Raw genomic sequence first — 23,985 nt, forward strand, 5'->3', positions numbered from 1 at the left:
TTGGGGAACTGGTTTCTTGCGAAATTCTTGGGCAACGCCGGGAATCGGCCCGACCGGTTGTCCGGGGTGTACTCACACAGGTAAAGCGGTAAAGCAGACATCCAGATAAAACTTGAGGCTGGAAGCCTGCCATGCGCTGGCGGGAAACCCGCTGACGCACGACAGACAACCAACCTCTAGCGCAATCGCTTATTAGCGACGCAGACCCAGGCGACCGATCAGAGTCTGATAGCGACCCAGATCCTTGCCTTTCAGGTAGTCCAGCAGCTTACGACGCTGGTTAACCATGCGGATCAGACCACGACGGGAGTGGTGGTCTTTACCGTTGGCCTTGAAGTGACCTTGCAGCTTGTTGATGTTGGCGGTCAGCAGTGCAACTTGCACTTCTGGCGAACCAGTGTCACCAACAGCTTGCTGGTAGTCAGCTACGATTTGAGCTTTTTCTTGAACGTCGAGAGCCATGAGGCAATCCTTTTATCAGGAAACTGTTTGTCGAAAAACAGTTTCAACAGGCCAGGGACAAATCCCTGTATCTAAAAATGAGTAGTGACCGTGCCTGTTGACAGCCACCCTCGCCAGCCTGCTGTTACGCAGACTGGTTTCGGTCACTCTGACCGAATCAAACGACGCGGCGCGATGCGCCCGTCTTCGCTCACTTCACCGATACCGATGAAGCGACCATTGTGATCCTGTACCCGCACCATGCCGAACTTCGGAGCATCCGGGGCACGTACCGGCTGGCCGTTGAGCCAGTAGAACGCGCTCGCTTCCGAGAACTGCAACAGTGGCCAATCCAGCAGGCCGCTGTCCGATGGCATCAGGAAGCGATCGACCGCTTCGTTGCCGCCTTCGGCATGTACCGCTTCCAGCTCTTCCAGGGTAACCGTCTGCGCCAGGGTGAATGGCCCGGCCTGGGTACGTCGCAGTTCTGCAACGTAAGCGCCACAACCGAGTTGCTCACCGATATCCTCCACCAGGGTGCGGATATAGGTGCCTTTAGTGCAATCCACCGCCAGCCGCGCAGTATCACCTTCGAAGGCCAGCAATTCCAAGCGCGTAATAGTAACAGAACGCGGTTCGCGCTCCACTACTTCGCCTGCACGCGCCAGCTTGTACAGCGGCTGGCCATCGCGCTTGAGTGCCGAGTACATCGGCGGTATCTGACTGATTTGCCCACGAAATTTCGGCAGTACAGCCTCGATGTCGGTGCGACCAACGGTCACCGGACGCTCCTGCAAAACCTCACCTTCGGCATCCGCCGTGGTGGTGGTCTTGCCCAGTTGCGCCAGGGTTTCATAACCCTTGTCGGAATCGAGCAGGTATTGCGAGAACTTGGTCGCTTCGCCGAAGCACAGCGGCAACACGCCGGTGGCCAGGGGATCGAGACTGCCGGTGTGTCCGGCCTTCTCGGCATTGAGCAACCAGCGAACCTTCTGCAAGGCCGCGTTGGAGGTGAACCCCAGCGGCTTGTCGAGCAGGATGATGCCACTGACGTTACGACGGATACGTTTGACCTGAGCCACCGATTACTCCTTGGTGTCTTCGGCTTCTGCCGCAACCGGATGCTGATTGTCTTCAGCCACTGCGCGCTCGATCAATGCCGACAGATGCGCACCACGCACGACGCTTTCGTCGTAGTGGAAGTGCAGCTGTGGAACGCTGCGCAGCTTCATCTCGCGAGCCAGCTGCATGCGCAGGAAACCGGCGGCGGAGTTGAGCACCTTGATGCTTTGTGCGATTTCTTCAGCGCTGTCCTGGCCCATCACGGTGATGAAGATCTTGGCGTGACCGACGTCACGGCTGACTTCCACAGCGGTAATGGTGACCAGGCCGACGCGCGGGTCTTTGACTTCACGACGGATCAGTTGTGCCAGCTCACGCTGCATCTGATCGCCGATGCGTTGGGTACGGCTATATTCTTTTGCCATGTCTTGTTACCTGTTACTGCCCCACGGTGAAACCCGTGAGGTCTGAAAGCGGCAAACGCCCGGCCTGACAAAAGCCAGACCGGGCGTTGCGTTTAGAGTCCTGGTGACGAGTTGCGCACTTGCATGCGGCTAGCCGTCACGGCTCCTGAAGTGCGCGAATTAGAGGCTGCGAGCAACCTGCACCTTCTCGAAGACTTCGATCTTGTCACCGACCTTGACGTCGTTGTAGCTCTTCACGCCGATACCGCATTCCATGCCGGCACGTACTTCGGAAGCGTCATCCTTGAAGCGGCGCAGGGATTCCAGCTCGCCTTCGAAGATAACGATGTCTTCACGCAGTACACGGATTGGACGGTTACGGTGCACAACACCTTCGGTAACCATGCAACCGGCGATCGCGCCAAACTTCGGCGAACGGAACACGTCACGCACTTCGGCGATACCCAGGATATTCTCGCGAACATCGCTGCCGAGCATACCGGTCAGGGCTTTCTTGACGTCTTCGATGATGTCGTAGATCACGTTGTAGTAACGCATATCCAGACCTTCCTGCTCGACGATCTTGCGCGCGCCGGCATCGGCACGCACGTTGAAGCCGAACAGTACAGCGTTGGAGGCCAGTGCCAGGTTGGCGTCGGATTCGGTGATACCACCGACACCGCCACCGACCACACGCACTTGCACTTCGTCGTTACCCAGGCCGTTCAAGGCACCGTTCAACGCTTCCAGCGATCCACGGACGTCAGATTTGAGGACGATGTTGAGCGTCTTCTTCTCTTCCTGGCCCATGTTTTCGAAGATGTTTTCCAGCTTGCCGGCGTGAGCACGAGCCAGTTTGACTTCGCGGAACTTGCCTTGACGGAACAGAGCCACTTCACGGGCTTTCTTCTCGTCGGCAACCACGCTCATCTCGTCGCCAGCATCCGGGGTACCGTCCAGGCCGAGGATCTCGACAGGGATGGCCGGACCGGCTTCCTTGATTGACTTGCCGTTCTCGTCGAGCATGGCGCGAACGCGACCATAGTTCGAACCGACCAGGACCATGTCGCCCTGACGCAGGGTACCGTCTTGAACCAGAACGGTAGCCACCGGACCACGGCCCTTGTCGAGACGGGATTCAACCACGACGCCACGGCCAGGAGCCGATGGAGTTGCAGTCAGTTCCAGAACTTCGGCTTGCAGCAGTACCGCTTCGAGCAACTCGTCGACGCCAGTACCCATCTTCGCCGAAACCGGTACGAACGGCGTGTCACCACCCCACTCTTCCGACGTCACGCCGTGAACCGACAGTTCGCTACGGATGCGATCGAGATCGGCGCCCGGCTTGTCGATTTTGTTCACTGCTACTACCAACGGTACGCCAGCTGCCTTGGCATGCTGAACGGCTTCGATGGTCTGTGGCATCACGCCGTCGTCCGCTGCAACCACCAGGATCACGATGTCGGTCGCCTTGGCACCACGGGCACGCATTGCGGTAAACGCAGCGTGACCAGGGGTGTCGAGGAACGTCACCATGCCACGGTCGGTTTCAACGTGGTACGCGCCGATGTGCTGGGTGATACCACCGGCTTCGCCAGCAGCAACCTTGGCACGACGGATGTAGTCGAGCAGGGAAGTCTTACCGTGGTCAACGTGGCCCATGACGGTCACGACTGGTGCACGGGAAACTGCCTCGCCTTCAAACTTCAGGGACTCGGCCAGGGAATCTTCCAGGGCGGTGTCGCTGACCAGGGTCACTTTGTGGCCCAGCTCTTCAGCAACCAGTTGGGCAGTTTCCTGATCCAGTACCTGGTTGATGGTCGCTGGAGTACCCAGTTTGAACATGAACTTGATGATTTCAGCAGCCTTCACCGACATCTGCTGGGCGAGATCGCCAACAGTGATGGTTTCGCCGATCTTCACTTCGCGCACGACAGGGCCGGTAGGGCTCTGGAAACCGTGGGCGTTGCGCTTCTTCAGCTTGGCCTTGCCGCGACCACCACGACGGAAGCCATCGCTTTCTTCGTCGGTAGTACGTGGGGCAACACGTGGAGCCGGCGCCTTTTCCTTGACCGAAGCACGATGCGGAGCGTTTTTGCGCTCGCCATCGCCGCTACCGCGACGACTGTTGTCGTCGGCACGTGGCTTGTCCGGACGGCGCTGTTCGTCACGCTTGCGGGCATCGACCGCAGGAGCTGGAGCGGCTGCCACAACCGGTGCGCTTTCGCGAACTGGCTCGGCCACCACAGCAGTCGCTGCAACAGGTACGGCTTGAGCGGTCGGCGCAGCAGCAGGCTGGCGACGCGCTTCTTCTTCGGCGCGACGCTTGGCTTCTTCTTCAGCCTTCTGACGAGCAGCATTTTCTACTGCGCGACGTTCATCCAGTTCACGCTTGCGCTCGGCTTCGATTTCTTCCGGGCTGCGCTGTACGAAGACTTTCTTCTTGCGTACTTCAACGCTGATGCTTTTGCTGCCAGCAACCCGCAGGGTGCTGGTGGTTTTACGCTGCAGCGTAATCTTGCGTGGTTCTTCCACTTTCGCCTTGTGGCTGCTTTTCAAGTGAGTCAGCAACGATTGCTTCTCACTGTCAGTCACACTTTCTTCGGCGGCGGTGTGCGGCAGACCTGCCTCACGCATCTGCTGCAACAGGCGCTCTACCGGTGTTTTGACCTCATCGGCCAGTTGTTTCACCGTGACTTGCGTCATGCACTTCTCTCCTCAGGCCGCGCCTAATTACTCGAACCAGTGGGCTCGGGCGGCCATGATCAACTTGCCGGCACGATCATCGTCAATGCCGTCGATGTCGAGCAGGTCGTCAATAGACTGCTCGGCCAGGTCTTCGCGGGTAATTACGCCGCGCACCGCCAGTTCCATCGCCAAATCCTTGTCCATACCCTCAAGCGAGAGCAGGTCTTCGGCCGGATGGGCGTCTGCCAGCTTTTCCTCAGTAGCGATGGCTTTAGTCAACAAGCGATCCTTGGCCCGAGCGCGAAGCTCGTTGACGGTGTCTTCGTCAAAGCCGTCGATGTTGAGCATTTCTTCCAACGGTACGTAGGCAATCTCTTCCAGGCTGGTAAAGCCTTCGTCCACCAGCACCTGTGCCAGATCTTCGTCGACTTCCAGCTCGTCGATGAAGTTGCGCAGGATGTCGCCGGTTTCCGCTTGCTGTTTAGCCTGGATGTCCGATTCGGTCATCACGTTCAGGGTCCAGCCAGTCAACTGGCTGGCCAGACGCACGTTCTGACCACCGCGACCGATGGCCTGAGCCAGATTGTCTGCGCCAACGGCGATGTCCATTGCGTGGGCATCTTCGTCAACGATAATTGCCGCAACCTCGGCCGGGGACATGGCGTTGATCACGAACTGAGCCGGGTTGTCGTCCCACAGAACGATGTCAACACGCTCACCGCCCAACTCACCCGACACTGCCTGGACGCGCGAACCGCGCATACCGATGCAAGCGCCCTGCGGGTCGATGCGTTTGTCCTTGGAGCGAACGGCGATCTTGGCACGCGAACCCGGATCACGGGACGCAGCCATCACTTCGATCAGGCCTTCGGCAATTTCCGGCACTTCGATGCGGAACAACTCGATCAGCATTTCCGGCGCGGTGCGCGACAGGATCAACTGCGGGCCGCGGTTCTCGGTGCGGATTTCCTTGAGCAGCGCACGCAGACGCACGCCAACCCGGAAAGTTTCGCGAGAAATGATGTCTTCACGAGCCAGCAACGCTTCAGCGTTGTTGCCCAGATCAACGATCACGTTGTCGCGGGTGACTTTTTTCACGGTGCCGGAGATGATTTCACCCAGGCGCTCGCGGTAAGCGTCAACCACCTGAGCGCGCTCGGCTTCGCGAACCTTCTGCACGATGACTTGCTTGGCAGTCTGTGCAGCGATGCGGCCGAATTCGATGGACTCGATTTTCTCTTCTACAACGTCACCGACCTTGGCGCCAGGGTGCGTTTCGGCAACCTTGCTCGGCCAGGTTTCGATGGCCGGATCGTCCAGGTCTGCTTCTTCGACGACCGTCCAGCGACGGAATGTCTCGTATGCACCCGTGTGGCGATTGATTTCCACACGCAGATCAACTTCGTCTTCGAAACGCTTTTTGGTAGCAGTGGCCAGAGCCAGCTCCAGCGCTTCAAAAATCACGTTTGCCGGTACGCCCTTTTCATTGGATACCGACTCAACAACCAGCAGTACTTCTTTGCTCATCGTACGCCTCGCCTTTCGCAAGCCATTGGATCCGCGGGATCCGCAGTATCTGGCACGCCTCAGTCAAAACTGGGAATAATGTTGGCCTTGTCGATCATATCGATCGGCAACAGGAACTCATGGTCTTCTACCTGTACCACGACATCCTGCTCTTCTACGCCGCGCAGAAGGCCCTGAAAGTTGCGTCGTCCTTCAAAAGGCGAGCGCAACTTGATCTTCACTTGTTCACCGGCAAATTTTGCAAACTGCTCAAGAGTGAACAGCGGGCGTTCCATGCCAGGCGAGGAAACTTCAAGGGTGTATTCAACGGAAATTGGATCTTCAACATCCAGCACACCGCTGATCTGACGGCTGACGATGGCGCAATCGTCCACCAACACGCCGCCTTCTTTATCGATATAAACGCGCAACATCGAGTGACGACCCTGAGCCGAAAACTCGATACCCCAGCATTCATAGCCTAGGGCCACGACCACCGGGGCCAGCAAGGCCTGCAACTCTTCTAGCTTGCTCGACACCTGAACCCCCTAGTGCATGTATGTGCATGCTATGCAAAATAAAAAAATGGGCGAAACGCCCATCCTTGAAACGCCGTCGAACAGCGGCGTTGAAAGTGTCCAGCTAACAAAAAGCCCCTTAAAAGGGGCTCCTTAAACTGGTTGCGGGGGCCGGATTTGAACCGACGACCTTCGGGTTATGAGCCCGACGAGCTACCAGACTGCTCCACCCCGCGACAAAGCTGGGGCGGAAGTATACGACCGATCCCCTACAGGGTCAATGTAACCTTCCACCTGCAAGAAAGCCCGCAACAGCGGGCTCTCCTGACTAATTGGTACCGAGAAGGGGACTCGAACCCCTACACCCTATGGGCACAACCACCTCAAGGTTGCGTGTCTACCAATTCCACCACCTCGGCAATACTACGTTTGAAACCCTTCTTACTTCTGCTCTTGAGCTGGAGGTACGTCAGTCGCTGGAGTAGCCGACTTTTGCTCTTGAAGCACCGGGACATCATCAGAAGCCGGTTGTTGCTTTGGAACTTCCAGTACCGCTGGATTTGGGAGACCTACTTGAGTCAGCTGGTGAGCCTTCTCTTTAGCAAAGTAACCTAACCCCAAGCTGGTTATGAAAAAACCTGCGGCAAGTATAGCAGTAAACTTACTAAGAAAGGTAGAGGAACCTTGGCTTCCGAACACAGTATTTGAAGCACCTGCTCCGAAAGACGCGCCAGCATCCGCACCTTTACCCTGCTGCAGCAAAACCAGAGCTACTACGCCCAATGCACCCAGCAGATGAAAAACGACTACGACTGTTTCCAGCATTTTTTCAGTTTCCCGCGGCGCGACAGATCGCACCGAACTCATCTGCATTCAGGGAAGCCCCACCAATCAGGCCCCCATCGATATCCGGCATGCCGAACAGTTCGACCGCATTGGCCGCCTTCACGCTGCCGCCGTATAGAAGCCGCACACCTTGCGCGACTTCAGAATTCTTTTCCGCCAACCTGGCGCGAATGGCTGCATGCACATCCTGCGCCTGTTGCGGCGAAGCAGTCAGCCCGGTGCCAATGGCCCAGACCGGCTCGTAAGCGATCACCGCCTTTGCAAACACACCGACACCCAGCTCGTCGATGATGCTGTCCAGCTGCGCCGAAACAACCTCGATCGTTTTCCCGGCTTCGCGCTGCTCAAGGGTTTCCCCTATGCACAACACCGGGATCAAGCCGGATGCCTGCGCCGCTGCGAACTTGCGGATCAGCACTGCGTCCTGCTCGCCAATTATCTGGCGGCGCTCGGAGTGCCCGACAAGCACCAGGGAACAACCTGCATCCACCAACTGACTCGGCGCAACCTCACCGGTCAACGCACCTTGTCCGGATTCCACCGCAGAGTCCTGCGCGCCGACCGAAATCGACTTTCCCTGCAAGCCATCAATCACTTGATTGATATGCAGGCAGGACGGGAATACCGCTACATCAACACCGCTCGGCAAGGCCAAGTCACGAAGGCCGTTGATCAGCTCAGCGACGCTGGCGCGGGTACCGTGCATCTTCCAGTTACCAGCTACCATAGGGCGACGCATGCTGTACCTCGTCGGTCAAAGTGGGCGCAGATGTTACCCAACACAATCATGGCTGGCAAGCCGAAATCAGGCAGAAACTTCAGTTACCAGTTTCGCCAGCTCTTCGGCATAGCCACGAACCTGCGTTTCGTCTTCGCCTTCGACCATCACACGCACCAGCGGTTCGGTTCCGGACTTGCGCAACAGCACACGCCCCCGACCTGCCATGGCCTTGGTCACACGCTCGCTGGCTTCCTTGACCGACGGATGATCGAGAGGGTTTGCGCCGCCACCGAAGCGAACGTTGATCAGCACCTGAGGGCATTTGCGCAGCGCCTGACGCGCTTCAGCCAAACCTTGCGCACGGGCTTTCAACGCCTTCAGCACCTGCAACGCGGCGATAATCGCATCACCCGTGGTGGTGTAATTGAAGCAAACGATATGACCCGAATTTTCGCCACCGACCAGCCAGTTGCGCTCCAGCAGATCAGCAATCACATAACGATCACCAACATTGGCGCGGACAAATGGAATCGCCAGGTCGGCCAAGGCCAACTCCAATCCCAGGTTGCTCATCAGCGTACCGACTACACCACCTTGCAGCTTGTCTCGCTCATGCAGGTCGCGAGCAATGATGAACAGCAACTCATCGCCATCGACGATGGCCCCCGTGTGATCCACCATCAACACCCGGTCGCCATCACCATCGAAGGCGATACCCAGATCGGCGTGTTCAGCCAGCACAGCGGCCTGCAGTTGCCCCATATGGGTCGAGCCGCAGTTGTCATTGATATTCAAACCATTGGGCTGCGCGGACAAGACCACGACCTCGGCACCCAACTCACGAAACACACTCGGCGCCACTTTATAGGTCGCACCATGGGCGCAGTCGATCACAATCTTGAGGCCGGTAAAGCTGGTACCGCTCGGCACACTGCTCTTGCAGAATTCGATATACCGACCCGATGCGTCATTGATTCGCGACACCTTGCCGATCTTGCTCGACTCAACCACAGTCATTGGGGTATCGAGCAGCTCTTCGATCATGTGCTCGACTTCATCCGGAAGCTTGGTGCCATTGCCGGAGAAGAACTTGATGCCATTGTCATCATGGGGATTGTGCGACGCACTGATCACGATGCCAGCTTCGGCATGAAAGGTACGCGTCAGGTAGGCAATCGCCGGGGTCGGCATCGGACCAAGGAGCATTACATCGGCCCCTGCGGAAGTAAGCCCTGCTTCAAGCGCAGACTCGAACATGTAGCCGGAGATCCGGGTGTCCTTGCCTACCAATACCTTGCAGGCGCCCATCTTGCGGAACGCCATACCTGCAGCCCAGCCGAGCTTGAGCATGAAATCAGGAGTGATCGGGTATTCACCGACACGCCCACGAATACCATCGGTGCCAAAATATTTTTTGCTCATAAGTGCTCCATCATTCTTATTCGGCTGATTCCACTGCGGCAATCATCCGCACCACATCCATTGTTTCGGCTACATCATGGACGCGCAATATACGCGCACCTTTCGTTGATGCCAGCGCCGCAAGCGCCAAACCACCATACAGTCGGTCCCCCACCGGACGATTCAACGCCTGACCAATCATGCTCTTTCGCGAAACCCCGACCAACAGGGGCCGCCCCAAGGCATGCAGGGCTTGCATATGTTTGAACAAGCTCAGGTTGTGCTGCAAGGTTTTAGCGAAGCCAAAGCCCGGATCAAGAATAATCCGTTCGGCTGGAATACCCACCAATGAACACTGATGCATGCGCTCGGCGAGAAACTCACCGACTTCCCTCGTAACGTCCTGATACTGCGGATTGTCCTGCATATCGCCTGGCTCTCCCAGCATATGCATCAGGCAAACCGGTAGCCCGGTGGCCGCTGCAGCATCCAGGGCACCATCGCGACGCAACGAACGCACGTCATTGATCAACCCGGCACCCAGGCCCGCAGCCTCACGCATGACCGCTGGCGTGGAGGTGTCGACCGAGATGATGACGTCCAGCTCGCGACTGATACGCTCGACAATGGGCGCTACGCGCTCCAGCTCCTCCAGCGGCGACACCGCCCTGGCACCAGGACGGGTGGATTCGCCGCCGACATCGATCAGCGTCGCACCGGCCGCCACCATGGCTTCGGCGTGGCGCATTGCCGCGTCGAGCTGGCTGTATTGGCCACCATCGGAGAAAGAATCAGGAGTGACATTGAGAATACCCATGACATGCGTCTGGGCCAAATCAAGAACCCGATTGCCGCAAGGCAACCGGGTCGAGGACTGAACAGAAGTCATTTCAAACCTTATACGTCAGCAGCAGGACCGCCGATCGGTGTTTCCGGACGCTCATCCTGCACCACCGGAGGGGTGCCGGAAGTACCCGTGCCACCCGACCAGTCGCGCGGCTCGCGAGGTGTACGACCCGCCATGATGTCGTCGATCTGCTCGGCATCAATCGTTTCGTACTTCATCAAGGCATCGGCCATCGCATCGAGCTTGTCACGGTTGTCCGTGAGAATCTGCTTCGCGGTGCCGTAGCACTGATCGATGATGCTGCGCACTTCGGAGTCGATCAGCTTGGCTGTATCACCAGAGAAGCTTGCATTCTGACCGCCACCGCCGCGACCAAGGAACACTTCACCCTCTTCTTCGGCATACATCAACGGGCCGAGTTTCTCCGAGAGCCCCCATTTGGTCACCATGTTCCGCGCAATCTGGCTGGCGCGCATGATGTCGTTGGAAGCACCGGTGGTCACGCCATCGAAGCCCAGGGTCATTTCTTCAGCGATACGACCGCCGTACAGCGAGCAGATCTGGCTGATCAACGCACGCTTGGACAGGCTGTAACGATCTTCTTCCGGCAGGAACATGGTCACACCCAGCGCACGACCGCGCGGAATGATCGACACCTTGTACACCGGATCATGCTCAGGCACGACACGCCCCACAATGGCGTGGCCGGCTTCGTGATAAGCCGTATTCTGTTTTTCCTTCTCGGACATGACCATGGACTTGCGCTCGGCGCCCATCATGATCTTGTCTTTGGCCAGCTCGAACTCTTTCATTTCGACGATGCGCTTGCCGGCACGAGCAGCGAACAAGGATGCCTCGTTCACCAGGTTCGCCAGGTCAGCACCGGAGAAGCCCGGAGTACCACGAGCGATCACGGCCGGAGCAACGTCGTCGCCCATCGGCACTTTGCGCATGTGAACCTTGAGAATCTGTTCACGACCGCGAATGTCCGGCAGACCGACCACAACCTGACGGTCGAAACGGCCCGGACGCAGCAACGCAGGGTCCAGTACATCAGGACGGTTGGTGGCGGCGATCACGATGATGCCGTCATTCATTTCAAAGCCATCCATCTCCACCAGCAACTGGTTGAGAGTCTGCTCGCGCTCGTCGTGACCACCACCCATGCCAGCACCACGATGGCGACCGACCGCATCGATTTCGTCGATGAAGATGATGCATGGAGCGTGTTTCTTGGCCTGTTCGAACATGTCTCGAACACGGCTGGCACCCACACCGACGAACATTTCGACGAAGTCGGAGCCGGAAATGGTGAAGAACGGTACTTTGGCTTCGCCGGCGATGGCCTTGGCCAGCAAGGTCTTACCGGTACCCGGAGGACCGACCATCAGCACACCGCGAGGAATGCGACCACCCAGGCGCTGGAACTTGCCCGGATCGCGCAGGAACTCGACCAGCTCACCGACTTCTTCCTTGGCTTCGTCGCAACCGGCAACGTCAGCCAGGGTAGTTTTCACCTGATCCTCGGAGAGCAGGCGCGCCTTGCTCTTGCCGAAGCTCATCGGCCCGCCCTTGCCGCCGGCACCGCCCTGCATCTGCCGCATGAAGAACATGAACACGGCGATGATCACGAGGATCGGGAAGCTGGCAACCAGAAGCTGAGTCCAGATGCTTTGCTGTTCAGGCTGCTTGCCTTCGACCACGACGTGATTATCCACCAGGTCGCCGATCAGGCCGTTGTCCTGGATCGCCGGGCGAATGGTCTTGAAGCTGTCGCCATCGTTGCGCTTGCCGGTAATCACGTAGCCATCAACCGCCACGCGTTCGACCTTGCCATCCTTGACCTGCTGGATGAAGTCGGAATAGTTGAGGGTCTGCGGCTCGTTAGGGCTGGAGAAGTTGTTCATCACCGTCACCAGGACAGCCGCGATGATCAACCACAGGATCAGATTCTTTGCCATATCGTTCAATTAACTACCCTCTGAAGCAAGCTCCGCTACTGGCGCGCGCTTCGCATGATATTCACCGGCCTAACTTACTACATTACCTACAACTTGGCAGGCGCCGTCTGTAACCCTTTGTGAAACACTTCCTACACAATATTCGCTAATTCTGACAAGGCGTAATACAAAAATCCTATCGCCCCGATCGAAAATTCACTCAACCCTCACTGCGTCCGCGGAAACCGCGGCCCAGCAGGTACTGCTCGCGAGAACGGTCTCGCGACGAGTTCGGCTTGCGCATCTGCACCTTCTCGAACTGCTGGCGAACGCTCTTGTGGAACTCGTCGAAGCCTTCGCCCTGGAAGATCTTGATCAAAAAATCACCACCGGGTTTGAGCACCCGCGTCGAAAGATCCAGTGCCAACTCGCACAGGAACATCGCTCGCGGCATGTCCACGGCCGGTAATCCACTCATATTGGGGGCCATGTCGGAAATCACAAGGTCTACTTCCTTATTTCCGACGGCATCGAGGATCTGAGCCAGCACGGCATCCTCGGTAAAGTCACCCTGAATGAAGGTCACGTCCGGAATGCTGTCCATTTCCAGAATGTCAGAAGCGATCAGTGTGCCCTGCCCACCAATCAGACGACTGGTCACCTGGGACCACCCACCGGGGGCCGCACCAAGGTCGATTACGCTCATGCCCGGACGGATCAGTCGATCCTTTTCCTGGATCTCCAGCAGTTTGTAGCTGGCGCGGGAACGGTACCCGTCTTTTTGTGCCATTTTGACGAATGGGTCGTTGAAATGCTCTTGCAGCCATTTAAGACTTGTCTTGGAACGGGCCACGGGCCACCTCGAAAATAAAACGGGTCGTGATTAACTGGGCGGTCCCGGACTCGCTCGGGTAAACTGGCCGCCGCTTTTTACAAGATCAGACGCAGGGGTCAGATTATGCCGCTCACTCAAGAGCAGAAGAAACAGTACAAATCCATTGGCCACCATCTGAAACCGGTTTTGATTGTGGCAGACAATGGTTTGACTGAAGGTGTGTTAGCCGAACTCGAACGCGCTTTGGCGGATCACGAGCTGATCAAGATCAAGCTCAACATCCTCGATCGCGAATCGCGCCTGGCGTCCATTGCAGAGCTCTGCAAGGTCGGCAAAGCGGATCTGGTTCAAGTCATCGGCAAGATGGCACTGATCTACCGCAAGAACTTCAGCGTCAACAAGCAGCTGTCGAACGTCCATCGCTTCAAGTGATGGCAAGGGTCAAGGGTGTGCTTCGCGCACCCTGCCGCTCCACCCGCGAAAATCCCGCCATAGACTGACAGGGCCCTCGGCCTTAATCAGCACCAAAGCCTGAAAAATCACGCACGCTGCGGCAAGTCCTGCCATCAGCGCCTTCAGCATGACTGCAATTTCGTCGATCAGCAGCGGTGCCAGGCCAATTCGACCCAGCACCGGCAACAGACCCATTTGCAACAGCCACAGGCCGCCGACCTACAATATCCGGGTCAGCTGCCAAAGCATGGCACCCGTACGAAACGGGCGCCGGCCTTCAGATGTGGCGAACTTCGACAATCTCGTACTCGATAACGCCGCCAGGCGTTTTCACGGCGACCACATCACCCTCTTCCTTGGCAATCAAGGCGCGAGCCAGTGGCGAGCCGACCGAAATTTTTCCGAGTTTGAAGTCAGCCTCATCCTCACCCACGATGTGGTAAGTGACGCGCTCATCCGTCTCGACGTTGGCGATTTCAACAGTGGTGCCGAAAATCACTTTGCCCGTATGAGGAATGGTCGTGACATCAATGATGACCTGGTTCTGAATCCGGCCCTCGATGTCACGAATGCGCGCCTCGACCATACCCTGCTGCTCACGGGCAGCGTGGTATTCGGCGTTTTCCTTCAAGTCACCCAACTCGCGGGCCGTACCGATGTCCTGGCTGAGCTTCGGACGAACGACCTTGGTCAGGTGAGTGTGCTCTTCTTCCAGGGCGCGAGCGCCCTGAACGGTCATTGGGTACTTCGTTATGCTCATGCCTTCAATCCTGCGTGTAGATCCTGCAAGCGGCGCACGGTCTTCTCGGGACCGAACTTCAGCGCTTCACAGATGGCTTCGCCAGCAGCAATGGTGGTGGTGCAGTAAATCTTGTGCTGCAGGGCATTACGACGAATGGAGTACGAATCTGCGATCGACTGGCGCCCTTCGGTAGTGTTGATGATCAGCGTGACTTCGTCATTCTTGATCATGTCGACCACGTGCGGACGACCTTCGGTCACCTTGTTCACACGGCGCACTTTCAGGCCTGCGGCTTCGATCAGTTTGGCAGTACCGGCAGTGGCGACCACTTCGAAGCCCAAGTTGATCAGATCACGGGCCACGCCCGCAACCAGCGGCTTGTCGTCGTCACGCACGCTGATGAACGCGGTACCGCCGGTCGGCAGCACTTCGCTGGCACCCATCTGGGCCTTGGCGAACGCCTCACCGAAGGTGTCGCCCACGCCCATCACTTCACCGGTGGACTTCATCTCTGGGCCGAGGATCGGGTCAACGCCAGGGAATTTGGCGAACGGGAACACCGCCTCTTTCACGCTGTAGAAGTTCGGGATGATTTCCTTGGTGAAGCCGATTTCCTTCAGGGTCTTACCGGCCATGACGCGAGCCGCGATCATTGCCAGGGAAACACCGATGCACTTGGACACGAACGGCACGGTACGGGAAGCGCGCGGGTTGACTTCGATGACGTAGATGTCGTCGCCTTGCAGCGCCAACTGTACGTTCATCAGGCCGATCACGCCGAGCTCCAGGGCCATTTTCTTGACCTGCTCGCGCATCTCGTCCTGGATGTGCGCCGGAAGCGAGTACGGCGGCAGCGAGCACGCGGAGTCACCGGAGTGAACACCCGCCTGCTCGATGTGCTGCATAATCGCGCCAATTACCACATCTTTACCGTCACAGACCGCGTCCACATCCATTTCAATGGCGCAGTTGAGGAAGTGGTCCAGCAGCACCGGGCTGTCGTTGGACACCTGGACCGCTTCACGCAGGTAGCGCTTGAGTTCTTCTTCTTCGTAGACGATTTCCATCGCACGACCGCCCAATACATAGGACGGACGCACCACCAGCGGGTAACCGATCTTGGTGGCGGCACGAATGGCTTCGTCTTCGCTGCGCACAGTGGCGTTTGGCGGCTGACGCAGGTTCAGGCGCTGGACCATCTGCTGGAAGCGTTCACGGTCTTCGGCACGGTCGATGGCGTCAGGGCTGGTGCCGATGATCGGCACGCCAGCAGCTTCCAGGGCACGCGCCAGCTTCAGCGGAGTCTGGCCGCCGTACTGGACGATCACGCCTTTTGGCTTCTCGACGCGGACGATTTCCAGCACGTCTTCCAGGGTCACTGGTTCGAAGTACAGGCGATCGGAAGTGTCGTAGTCGGTGGAAACGGTTTCCGGGTTGCAGTTGACCATGATGGTCTCGTAACCGTCATCGCGCAGGGCCAGTGCTGCGTGTACGCAGCAGTAGTCAAACTCGATGCCCTGGCCGATACGGTTAGGACCGCCACCCAGGATCATGATCTTGTCGCGACCCGATGGCGCCGCCTCGCACTCTTCCTCGTACGTCGAGTAGAGGTACGCGGTGTCGGTGGCGAACTCGGCAGCGCAGGTGTCGACGCGCTTGTAGACCGGGAAGATTTCCAGCTTGTGACGGTGAGCGCGCAGGCTCTTCTCGGTCACACCCAGCAATTTGGCCAGGCGCATATCGGAGAAGCCTTTGCGCTTGAGGCGGAACATCAGATCGCGGTCGATGCTGGTCAGACCCAGGGTCTTGACCTTCTCTTCTTCCTTGATCAGGTCTTCCATCTGCACCAGGAACCAAGGGTCGATCATGGTCATGCCGAAGATGTCTTCGACGGTCATGCCGGCGCGCATTGCGTCCGCCACGTACCAGATACGCTCGGCGCCCGGTACGGTCAGCTCGCGCTTGAGTACGCTCATGCTTTCCGGGTTGGCCAGATCAACCTTCTCGTCCAGACCGCAAACTCCGACTTCCAGGCCGCGCAGGGCTTTCTGCAGGGATTCCTGGAAGGTACGGCCGATGGCCATGACTTCACCGACCGACTTCATTTGAGTGGTCAGGCGGGCGTCGGCTTTCGGGAATTTCTCGAAGGCGAAACGCGGCAGCTTGGTCACGACGTAGTCGATGGACGGTTCGAAGGACGCCGGGGTCTTGCCGCCGGTGATGTCGTTCGACAGCTCGTCCAGGGTGTAGCCCACAGCCAGCTTGGCCGCAACCTTGGCGATCGGGAAGCCGGTGGCTTTCGAAGCCAGCGCCGAGGAACGCGATACTCGCGGGTTCATCTCGATCACGACCATGCGGCCGGTGTTCGGGCAGATACCGAACTGCACGTTGGAACCGCCGGTTTCAACGCCGATCTCGCGCAGTACCGCCAGGGAGGCGTTACGCAGGATCTGGTATTCCTTGTCGGTCAGGGTCTGTGCCGGAGCCACGGTGATCGAGTCACCGGTGTGCACGCCCATCGGATCGAAGTTTTCAATGGAGCAGACGATGATGCAGTTGTCCTTCTTATCGCGGACAACCTCCATCTCGTACTCTTTCCAGCCGATCAGCGATTCGTCGATCAGCAGTTCCTTGGTCGGCGACAGATCCAGACCACGGGCGCAGATTTCTTCGAACTCTTCACGGTTGTAAGCGATACCGCCACCGGTGCCGCCCATGGTGAAGGACGGACGAATGATGCACGGGAAGCCGAGCTTCTCGAGGACCGCATTGGCCTCTTCCATGCTGTGGGCGATACCGGAACGCGGGCACGCCAGGCCGATGGATTTCATCGCCTTGTCGAAACGCGAACGGTCTTCAGCCTTGTCGATGGTGTCGGCGTTGGCACCGATCATCTCTACGCCGAACTTCTCCAGAACGCCTTCGCGCTCCAGGTCCAGGGCGCAGTTCAGAGCGGTCTGGCCACCCATGGTTGGCAGCAGCGCGTCCGGACGCTCTTTCTCGATGATCTTGGCAACGGTCTGCCACTTGATCGGCTCGATGTAGGTGGCGTCGGCCATGGCCGGGTCGGTCATGATGGTGGCCGGGTTGGAGTTCACCAGGATGACGCGGTAACCCTCCTCGCGCAGGGCTTTGCAGGCCTGGGCGCCGGAGTAGTCGAATTCACAGGCCTGGCCGATCACGATCGGGCCAGCACCAAGAATCAGGATGCTTTTAATGTCTGTACGTTTTGGCATGGGTTTGTCACTCAAATCCGCAGGTCAGTCGGCAAGCCGTCTTGTTCAATCTCTGAAGCCTTGAGGGGGCCGCCGGTGTCGGGACCACCCTCAAGCTTTGCTACATCAGGGCGAGCGATCAGCGTCGCTTGGCCATCTCGGTGATGAAGCGATCGAACAATGGCGCTACGTCGTTCGGGCCAGGGCTGGCTTCCGGGTGACCCTGGAAGCTGAAGGCGCTCTTGTCGGTACGCTCGATACCTTGCAGGGTGCCGTCGAACAGCGATTTGTGGATCGCGCGAACGTTGGCCGGCAGGGTCGCTTCGTCTACGGCAAAACCGTGGTTCTGGCTGGTGATCATCACCACGCCGCTGTCCAGGTCCTGGACGGGGTGGTTGGCACCGTGGTGGCCGTGACCCATTTTCAGGGTCTTGGCGCCGGAGGCCAGGGCCAGCAGCTGGTGACCGAGGCAGATACCAAAGACCGGGATCTCGGTTTCCAGCACGTCCTTGATCGCCTGGATAGCGTAGTCGCAAGGCTCCGGATCACCAGGGCCGTTGGACAGGAACACGCCGTCCGGCTTCAGTGCCAGCACCTCGGCAGCAGGGGTTTGTGCCGGCACGACGGTCACGCGGCAACCGCGCTCGACCAGCATGCGCAGGATATTCACCTTGACGCCGTAGTCGTAGGCAACCACATGGTACGGCAGCTCGGAGGCTTCGATGGTTGCGTGGCTGTCGGTTTTCAGATCCCAGACAGTCGAGCGCCACTCGTAGCTTTCCTTGGTGCTGACGACTTTCGCCAGGTCCATGCCCTTGAGACCAGGGAAACCCTGGGCGGCGGCAATGGCGGCGGCTTCGGAAATGTTGTCACCGGCCATGATGCAGCCGTTCTGTGCGCCTTTTTCACGCAGGATGCGTGTCAGGCGGCGGGTGTCGATACCGGCGATGGCCACAACGTTGTTGGCCTTCAGGTAGTCGGACAGGGACATCGTGTTACGCCAGTTGCTCGCCACCAGTGGCAGATCACGGATGACCAGGCCGGCAGACCAGACGCGGTTGGACTCGGCGTCCTCCGGCGTGGTGCCGGTGTTGCCGATATGCGGGTAAGTCAGGGTAACGATCTGTTGGGCATAGGAAGGATCGGTAAGGATTTCCTGATAGCCGGTCATTGCGGTGTTGAACACCACCTCACCAACGGTCTGACCGTCGGCTCCAATGGCTTCGCCGCGAAAAATGCTGCCATCAGCAAGGGCGAGTATGGCTGGCTTAGTCAAGAAGACCTCCCGTAAATAAAGCCTGAAAGGGCGATCGCAGGTTGTAAAAAAGCGGAGTGACGTATGGACACGTCACCCCGCTTCTTCACCGAATTATTCTGCGCGCTTTTAGTGGACACACTAAAGCTGTAGCTTACAGAAAAAGGCCTTTTTGGTCTACCGCCAATGAGCCTTAAAGGCTGGAGAATGCGACAGGACGCCGCCTGGCGGAACAAAACCGGGCTCAAACGCGGTGCGCGAGCCCGATTTCGGATGCATCTTAACGCAGATCGAGCACGTCTTGCATGTCGTAAAGGCCAGGCTCGCGCCCATCCAGCCACAACGCAGCACGCACCGCACCCTTGGCGAACGTCATGCGACTGGACGCCTTGTGAGTGATCTCGACACGCTCGCCGTCGGCGGCGAACAGCACGGTGTGATCGCCGACGATGTCGCCGGCACGCACCGTGGCGAAACCGATGGTTTCACGATCACGGGCGCCGGTCTGGCCCTCACGACCATACACCGCCACCTTTTTCAGATCGCGGCCCAACGCATCGGCAATCACCTCACCCATGCGCACGGCAGTGCCGGACGGCGCATCGACTTTATGCCGATGGTGAGCTTCAGTGATTTCGATGTCGACATCGTCACCCAATACGCGAGCGGCCGTGTCGAGCAACTTCAGGCACAGGTTGACCCCGACACTGAAGTTGGCGGCGAAGACAATCGGAATGTCCTTGCCCGCTTCCGCCAGTAACTGCTTTTCTTCAACGCTGAAACCGGTGGTACCGATGATCATCGCCTTGCCGTGCTTACGGCAGAAGGCGAGGTTCTTCAGGGTCACCGTCGGGTGCGTGAAGTCGATCAGCACGTCGAACTCCTCGACCACCCGATCCAGATCACCAGACAGAGGCACACCGATACGACCCAGCGCAGCCAGCTCACCGGCATCCGCGCCGACCAGCGTGCTGTCGGGACGATCCACCGCCGCCGTCAGACCGGCGCCCGGGGTTTGCTGCACCGCTTCAATCAGGGTCTTGCCCATGCGCCCGGCGGCGCCCATCACTGCAATACGTCGCATGCCTGTCTCCTTACAAATCGCCGAAGAAGCGCTTCACGCCTTCGAACCAACCAGTGGTTTTCGGCGAATGGCTGTTGTCATCCGCCAGCGAACTGCGGAACTCCTCGAGCATTTCACGCTGGCGACGGCTCAGGTTGACCGGAGTCTCGACCGCCACACGGCACATCAGGTCACCGGCACCGCCGCCACGCACTGGCGCGACACCCTTGCCACGTACACGGAACTGCTTGCCGGTCTGGGTCCCCTCAGGGATCTTCAGCTTGACCCGGCCATCAAGGGTCGGAATCTCCAGCTCGCCACCCAGCGCCGCATCGACGAAGCTGATCGGCACTTCGCAAAACAGATGCTTGCCATCGCGCTGGAAAATCGCGTGCTCGCGCACGTTGATCACCACGTACAGGTCGCCAGTCGGGCCACCCTGGGCACCCGCCTCGCCTTCGCCGGACAGACGAATGCGGTCACCGGTATCGACACCGGCCGGCACTTTCACCGACAGGGTCTTGTACTCTTCGACACGGCCTTCGCCGTGGCAGGAATCGCACGGATCGGAAATGATCTTGCCCTGGCCATGGCAGCGCGGGCAGGTCTGCTGCACCGAGAAGAAACCTTGCTGCATGCGCACCTGGCCGATACCGCCGCACGTCGGGCAGGTCACCGGCGCAGAACCTTTCTTGGCCCCGGAGCCGTCGCAAGGCTTGCAGTTGACCAGCGTCGGAACGCGGATATTCACGGTCGTACCGCGCACCGCCTCTTCAAGATCCAGCTCCAGGGTGTAGCGCAAATCACTGCCGCGTTGAGCGCCACCACGGGAACCGCCGCGACCACCACCGAAGAAATCACTGAAGACATCGCCAAAGATGTCGGAGAAGTTCTGACCACCGAAACCGGCGCCGCCACCACCCATGCTCGGATCGACACCGGCATGGCCGTACTGGTCGTAAGCCGCGCGCTTGCTGGAGTCGGACAGCACTTCGTAGGCCTCGTTGGCCTCCTTGAACATCTCTTCCGATGCCTTGTCATCGGGATTACGGTCCGGGTGGTGCTTCATCGCCAGGCGACGGTAGGCCTTCTTCAGGTCTGCTTCGCTTGAGCCACGCTCAACACCCAACACTTCGTAATAGTCACGCTTTGCCATAAGTCTTTGCACTCTTGAGGACGTCCGACAAAACCCTCCTGAGTCTGTCGAACTCGTTGAGCCCCAATGCAGGCCCGGACCCAACTCACGTCAATTCAACGATCCTGGTCTTTGATTCTTGCGGTACTTGCGGCGCGAAAAGCAGGAGCATTTCCGGCCATACCACCAACAGGCGAACGCTGTCGCATGCTGTAAAAATTCGCGTATTCCAGATACGCCAACGCGGGAGCAAGCTCCCGCGCGGCGACATCCTACCAGTCACCGCCTGAAGGCAGTCAACCGGCCGACCAACAACTTACTTGTGGTCTTTGACTTCTTCGAACTCGGCGTCGACAACGTCGTCAGCCTTTTGCGCCTTGTCGTCGTGCGGTGCAGCGCCTTCAGCAGGCTGAGCCTGTTCGGCGTACATCTTCTGCGCCACTGGAGCGGAGACTTTCGACAGCTCTTCAACCTTGGCGTCGATAGCCGCCTTGTCGTCGCCTTTGATGGCGGCTTCCAGGGCAACTACGGCAGCTTCGATTGCAACCTTCTCTTCAGCGGTCACTTTATCGCCGGCATCGGTAACCATTTTGCGCGTCGAGTGAACCAGTGCGTCGCCCTGGTTGCGGGCAGCGGCCAGCTCTTCGAACTTGCGGTCTTCCTCGGCGTTCGCCTCGGCATCACGCACCATGCGCTCGATTTCTTCGTCGGACAGACCGGAGTTGGCCTTGATCACGATCGACTGAGTCTTGCCGGTAGCCTTGTCCTTCGCACCTACGTGCAGGATGCCGTTGGCGTCGATGTCGAAGGTCACTTCGATCTGCGGCACACCACGTGGAGCCGGTGGAATGTCGGCCAGGTCGAACTTGCCCAGGGACTTGTTCTGTGCGGCTTGCTTACGCTCGCCCTGCAGCACGTGAATGGTCACGGCGCCCTGGTTGTCATCGGCAGTCGAGAACACTTGCGATTTCTTGGTAGGGATCGTGGTGTTTTTCTCGATCAGCGCAGTCATCACGCCACCCATGGTTTCGATACCCAGGGTCAGCGGGCTGACGTCGAGCAGCAGAACGTCTTTCACGTCACCGGCCAGTACCGCGCCCTGGATAGCAGCACCCATGGCAACCGCTTCGTCCGGGTTGACGTCTTTACGAGCTTCTTTGCCGAAGAACTCGGTCACCAGCTTCTGAACCAGTGGCATACGGGTCTGACCGCCCACCAGGATCACGTCGTTGATCGCGCCAACGTCGATACCGGCATCTTTCATTGCGATGCGGCAAGGTTCGATGGTGCGCTGAACCAGATCTTCCACCAGCGCCTCGAGCTTGGCGCGGGAGATCTTCACGTTCAGGTGCTTTGGACCGGTCGCGTCTGCAGTGATGTACGGCAGGTTCACGTCGGTCGACTGGCTCGAGGACAGTTCGATCTTGGCTTTTTCAGCGGCTTCTTTCAGGCGCTGCATGGCCAGCGGGTCGCCCTTGAGGTTCATGCCGCTTTCTTTCTTGAATTCGTCGACGAGGTAGTCGATCAGACGAATGTCAAAGTCTTCACCGCCCAGGAACGTGTCACCGTTGGTGGCCAGTACTTCGAACTGGTGCTCGCCATCGACTTCAGCGATCTCGATCACGGAAACGTCGAAAGTACCGCCGCCCAGGTCGTAAACGATCACGGTGTGATCGCCCTTGGCCTTGTCCATACCGTAAGCCAGAGCGGCTGCGGTTGGTTCGTTGATGATACGTTTTACGTCCAGACCGGCGATGCGACCGGCGTCCTTGGTGGCCTGACGCTGGCTGTCGTTGAAGTAGGCCGGAACGGTGATCACCGCTTCAGTCACAGTCTCGCCGAGGTAGTCTTCGGCGGTCTTCTTCATTTTCTTCAGGATTTCAGCCGAGATTTGTGGCGGTGCCATTTTCTGGCCGTTCACTTCAACCCAGGCGTCGCTGTTGTCAGCCTTGACGATCTTGTAAGGGACCATCTGGATGTCTTTCTGCACGACTTCTTCGTCGAAACGACGACCGATCAGACGCTTCACCGCGTACAGGGTGTTATGCGGATTGGTCACGGCCTGACGCTTGGCCGACTGGCCAACCAGGATTTCGCCATCGTTGGCGTAAGCGATGATCGACGGCGTGGTACGCGCGCCTTCAGCGTTTTCAATAACTTTTGCCTTGCCGTTTTCCAGCACGGAGACGCAGGAGTTGGTAGTCCCCAGGTCGATACCGATAATTTTGCCCATGTTCACTCTCCCGAAACTTTGGATTTGGTTGCCGCAGCAGTGGTGGCTAACTGCGGTAGCACTTAAACGCTTGACTTATAAATGGGGGCCTTGCGGCGAATTTCAAGCCTGCTCGTCAATCGAAGGCGAAACCGGCGCAGGCGCCTTGCTGACCACGACCATCGCCGGGCGCAGCAAGCGACCATTGAGCTGATAGCCCTTCTGGAACACCTTCAGAACGCTGTTCGGTTCGACATCGGCGCTTTCCTGCATGGCCATCGCCTGATGTTGAACGGCGTTGAACGGTTCGCCATGCGGATCGATCGCTTCAAGCTGATAACGCTTGAGGGTGTCCTGGAACATTTTCAGGGTCAGCTCGATGCCTTCGCGCATCGGACGGATGCTTTCGTCGTCCGGGCTGGACAGTTCCAGGCCGCGTTCCAGGCTGTCGACGATCGGCAGCAGGTCGCCGGCGAATTTTTCCAGCGCGAACTTGTGAGCCTTCTCCACATCCTGCTCGGCGCGACGGCGGACGTTCTGCAGATCGGCGGCTACACGCAAAGCCTGATCCTGAGCGCCTGCCAGTTGCTCTTCGAGCACTTGTACACGAGCCGCCAGGTCTTCACCCGAAGCCTCGGGCGCCTGGTTGGCGTCTGGGTTTTGCGTATCCACTGTCTGTTCGTCAGCCATAGATTTCTCCT

20 protein-coding genes, 2 tRNA genes and 1 pseudogene are annotated in these 23,985 nt (G+C 58.5%); 1 reads left to right on the forward strand and 22 read right to left on the reverse strand.

Going from position 1 to position 23,985, the window contains the following annotated elements; genetic code table 11:
• Positions 1–192: 192 nt before the first annotated feature.
• The 14 genes from rpsO to rlmE all read right to left on the reverse strand — a co-directional run bounded on the left by rpsO (position 193) and on the right by rlmE (position 13,227).
• Entirely contained in the window at positions 193–462 is a 270-nt protein-coding gene (gene rpsO, locus ACM6IK_RS10570; protein ID WP_015093441.1) for a 30S ribosomal protein S15, read from the reverse strand.
• Between the two features lie 143 nt (positions 463–605).
• Positions 606–1,523 (reverse strand): tRNA pseudouridine(55) synthase TruB, encoded by a 918-nt coding sequence (truB, locus tag ACM6IK_RS10575; RefSeq protein ID WP_108218143.1) that lies wholly within the window; start codon positions 1,521–1,523, stop codon positions 606–608.
• Between the two features lie 3 nt (positions 1,524–1,526).
• Positions 1,527–1,928 (reverse strand): 30S ribosome-binding factor RbfA, encoded by a 402-nt coding sequence (gene rbfA / locus ACM6IK_RS10580; RefSeq protein ID WP_007973108.1) that lies wholly within the window; start codon positions 1,926–1,928, stop codon positions 1,527–1,529.
• Between the two features lie 159 nt (positions 1,929–2,087).
• A complete protein-coding gene (gene infB, locus ACM6IK_RS10585; RefSeq protein WP_218429217.1) occupies positions 2,088–4,613 on the reverse strand; it encodes a translation initiation factor IF-2 in 2,526 nt (841 codons plus the stop codon).
• Between the two features lie 27 nt (positions 4,614–4,640).
• Entirely contained in the window at positions 4,641–6,122 is a 1,482-nt protein-coding gene (gene nusA, locus ACM6IK_RS10590) for a transcription termination factor NusA (protein WP_008057419.1), read from the reverse strand.
• Positions 6,123–6,181: 59 nt separating this feature from the next.
• Positions 6,182–6,640 (reverse strand): ribosome maturation factor RimP, encoded by a 459-nt coding sequence (rimP, locus tag ACM6IK_RS10595; RefSeq protein WP_007973115.1) that lies wholly within the window; start codon positions 6,638–6,640, stop codon positions 6,182–6,184.
• A 138-nt stretch (positions 6,641–6,778) separates the two neighbouring features.
• Positions 6,779–6,855: transfer RNA gene (locus ACM6IK_RS10600), tRNA-Met, on the reverse strand.
• Positions 6,856–6,952: 97 nt separating this feature from the next.
• A tRNA-Leu gene (locus ACM6IK_RS10605) sits at positions 6,953–7,038 on the reverse strand.
• A gap of 22 nt (positions 7,039–7,060) precedes the next feature.
• A complete protein-coding gene (secG, locus tag ACM6IK_RS10610) occupies positions 7,061–7,444 on the reverse strand; it encodes a preprotein translocase subunit SecG (protein ID WP_017336473.1) in 384 nt (127 codons plus the stop codon).
• A 4-nt stretch (positions 7,445–7,448) separates the two neighbouring features.
• Entirely contained in the window at positions 7,449–8,204 is a 756-nt protein-coding gene (gene tpiA, locus ACM6IK_RS10615; RefSeq protein WP_414874253.1) for a triose-phosphate isomerase, read from the reverse strand.
• A 66-nt stretch (positions 8,205–8,270) separates the two neighbouring features.
• On the reverse strand, positions 8,271–9,608 hold the full coding sequence (gene glmM, locus ACM6IK_RS10620; RefSeq protein WP_414874254.1) for a phosphoglucosamine mutase: 1,338 nt from the start codon (positions 9,606–9,608) through the stop codon (positions 8,271–8,273).
• A 16-nt stretch (positions 9,609–9,624) separates the two neighbouring features.
• A complete protein-coding gene (gene folP / locus ACM6IK_RS10625; RefSeq protein WP_414874255.1) occupies positions 9,625–10,476 on the reverse strand; it encodes a dihydropteroate synthase in 852 nt (283 codons plus the stop codon).
• 8 nt (positions 10,477–10,484) lie between these two features.
• A complete protein-coding gene (gene ftsH, locus ACM6IK_RS10630) occupies positions 10,485–12,395 on the reverse strand; it encodes an ATP-dependent zinc metalloprotease FtsH (RefSeq protein WP_108218138.1) in 1,911 nt (636 codons plus the stop codon).
• Between the two features lie 199 nt (positions 12,396–12,594).
• Positions 12,595–13,227: a 23S rRNA (uridine(2552)-2'-O)-methyltransferase RlmE gene (gene rlmE, locus ACM6IK_RS10635; RefSeq protein WP_108218137.1), complete on the reverse strand. Its 633-nt coding sequence runs from the start codon at positions 13,225–13,227 to the stop codon at positions 12,595–12,597.
• Between the two features lie 105 nt (positions 13,228–13,332).
• On the opposite strand from rlmE, the gene ACM6IK_RS10640 reads away from it, so the two are divergent.
• Entirely contained in the window at positions 13,333–13,641 is a 309-nt protein-coding gene (locus ACM6IK_RS10640) for a YhbY family RNA-binding protein (protein WP_007942889.1), read from the forward strand.
• 42 nt (positions 13,642–13,683) lie between these two features.
• Here ACM6IK_RS10640 and ACM6IK_RS10645 read toward each other — a convergent pair.
• The 8 genes and pseudogenes from ACM6IK_RS10645 to grpE form a co-directional block, all read right to left on the reverse strand.
• Positions 13,684–13,911 (reverse strand): annotated as a pseudogene (locus ACM6IK_RS10645) (MFS transporter); the annotation flags it as partial.
• Between the two features lie 28 nt (positions 13,912–13,939).
• Positions 13,940–14,416, reverse strand: a complete 477-nt coding sequence (gene greA / locus ACM6IK_RS10650; protein ID WP_034148383.1) for a transcription elongation factor GreA — start codon at positions 14,414–14,416, stop codon at positions 13,940–13,942.
• A gap of 2 nt (positions 14,417–14,418) precedes the next feature.
• Positions 14,419–17,640 (reverse strand): carbamoyl-phosphate synthase large subunit, encoded by a 3,222-nt coding sequence (gene carB, locus ACM6IK_RS10655; protein WP_414874256.1) that lies wholly within the window; start codon positions 17,638–17,640, stop codon positions 14,419–14,421.
• 118 nt (positions 17,641–17,758) lie between these two features.
• A complete protein-coding gene (carA, locus tag ACM6IK_RS10660; protein ID WP_414874257.1) occupies positions 17,759–18,895 on the reverse strand; it encodes a glutamine-hydrolyzing carbamoyl-phosphate synthase small subunit in 1,137 nt (378 codons plus the stop codon).
• Between the two features lie 259 nt (positions 18,896–19,154).
• Positions 19,155–19,958: a 4-hydroxy-tetrahydrodipicolinate reductase gene (gene dapB / locus ACM6IK_RS10665; RefSeq protein WP_414874258.1), complete on the reverse strand. Its 804-nt coding sequence runs from the start codon at positions 19,956–19,958 to the stop codon at positions 19,155–19,157.
• Between the two features lie 10 nt (positions 19,959–19,968).
• Positions 19,969–21,093: a molecular chaperone DnaJ gene (gene dnaJ / locus ACM6IK_RS10670; RefSeq protein ID WP_008047463.1), complete on the reverse strand. Its 1,125-nt coding sequence runs from the start codon at positions 21,091–21,093 to the stop codon at positions 19,969–19,971.
• Positions 21,094–21,388: 295 nt separating this feature from the next.
• Entirely contained in the window at positions 21,389–23,305 is a 1,917-nt protein-coding gene (dnaK, locus tag ACM6IK_RS10675) for a molecular chaperone DnaK (RefSeq protein WP_414874259.1), read from the reverse strand.
• 102 nt (positions 23,306–23,407) lie between these two features.
• The gene (grpE, locus tag ACM6IK_RS10680) at positions 23,408–23,974 is read right to left on the reverse strand and encodes a nucleotide exchange factor GrpE (RefSeq protein ID WP_223458579.1); all 567 of its coding nucleotides are present in this window, start codon (positions 23,972–23,974) and stop codon (positions 23,408–23,410) included.
• Positions 23,975–23,985 lie beyond the last annotated feature (11 nt).

This window comes from Pseudomonas sp. IT-196MI5 (genome assembly GCF_949767415.1).
In the GTDB taxonomy this organism is placed as follows: Bacteria; Pseudomonadota; Gammaproteobacteria; order Pseudomonadales; family Pseudomonadaceae; genus Aquipseudomonas.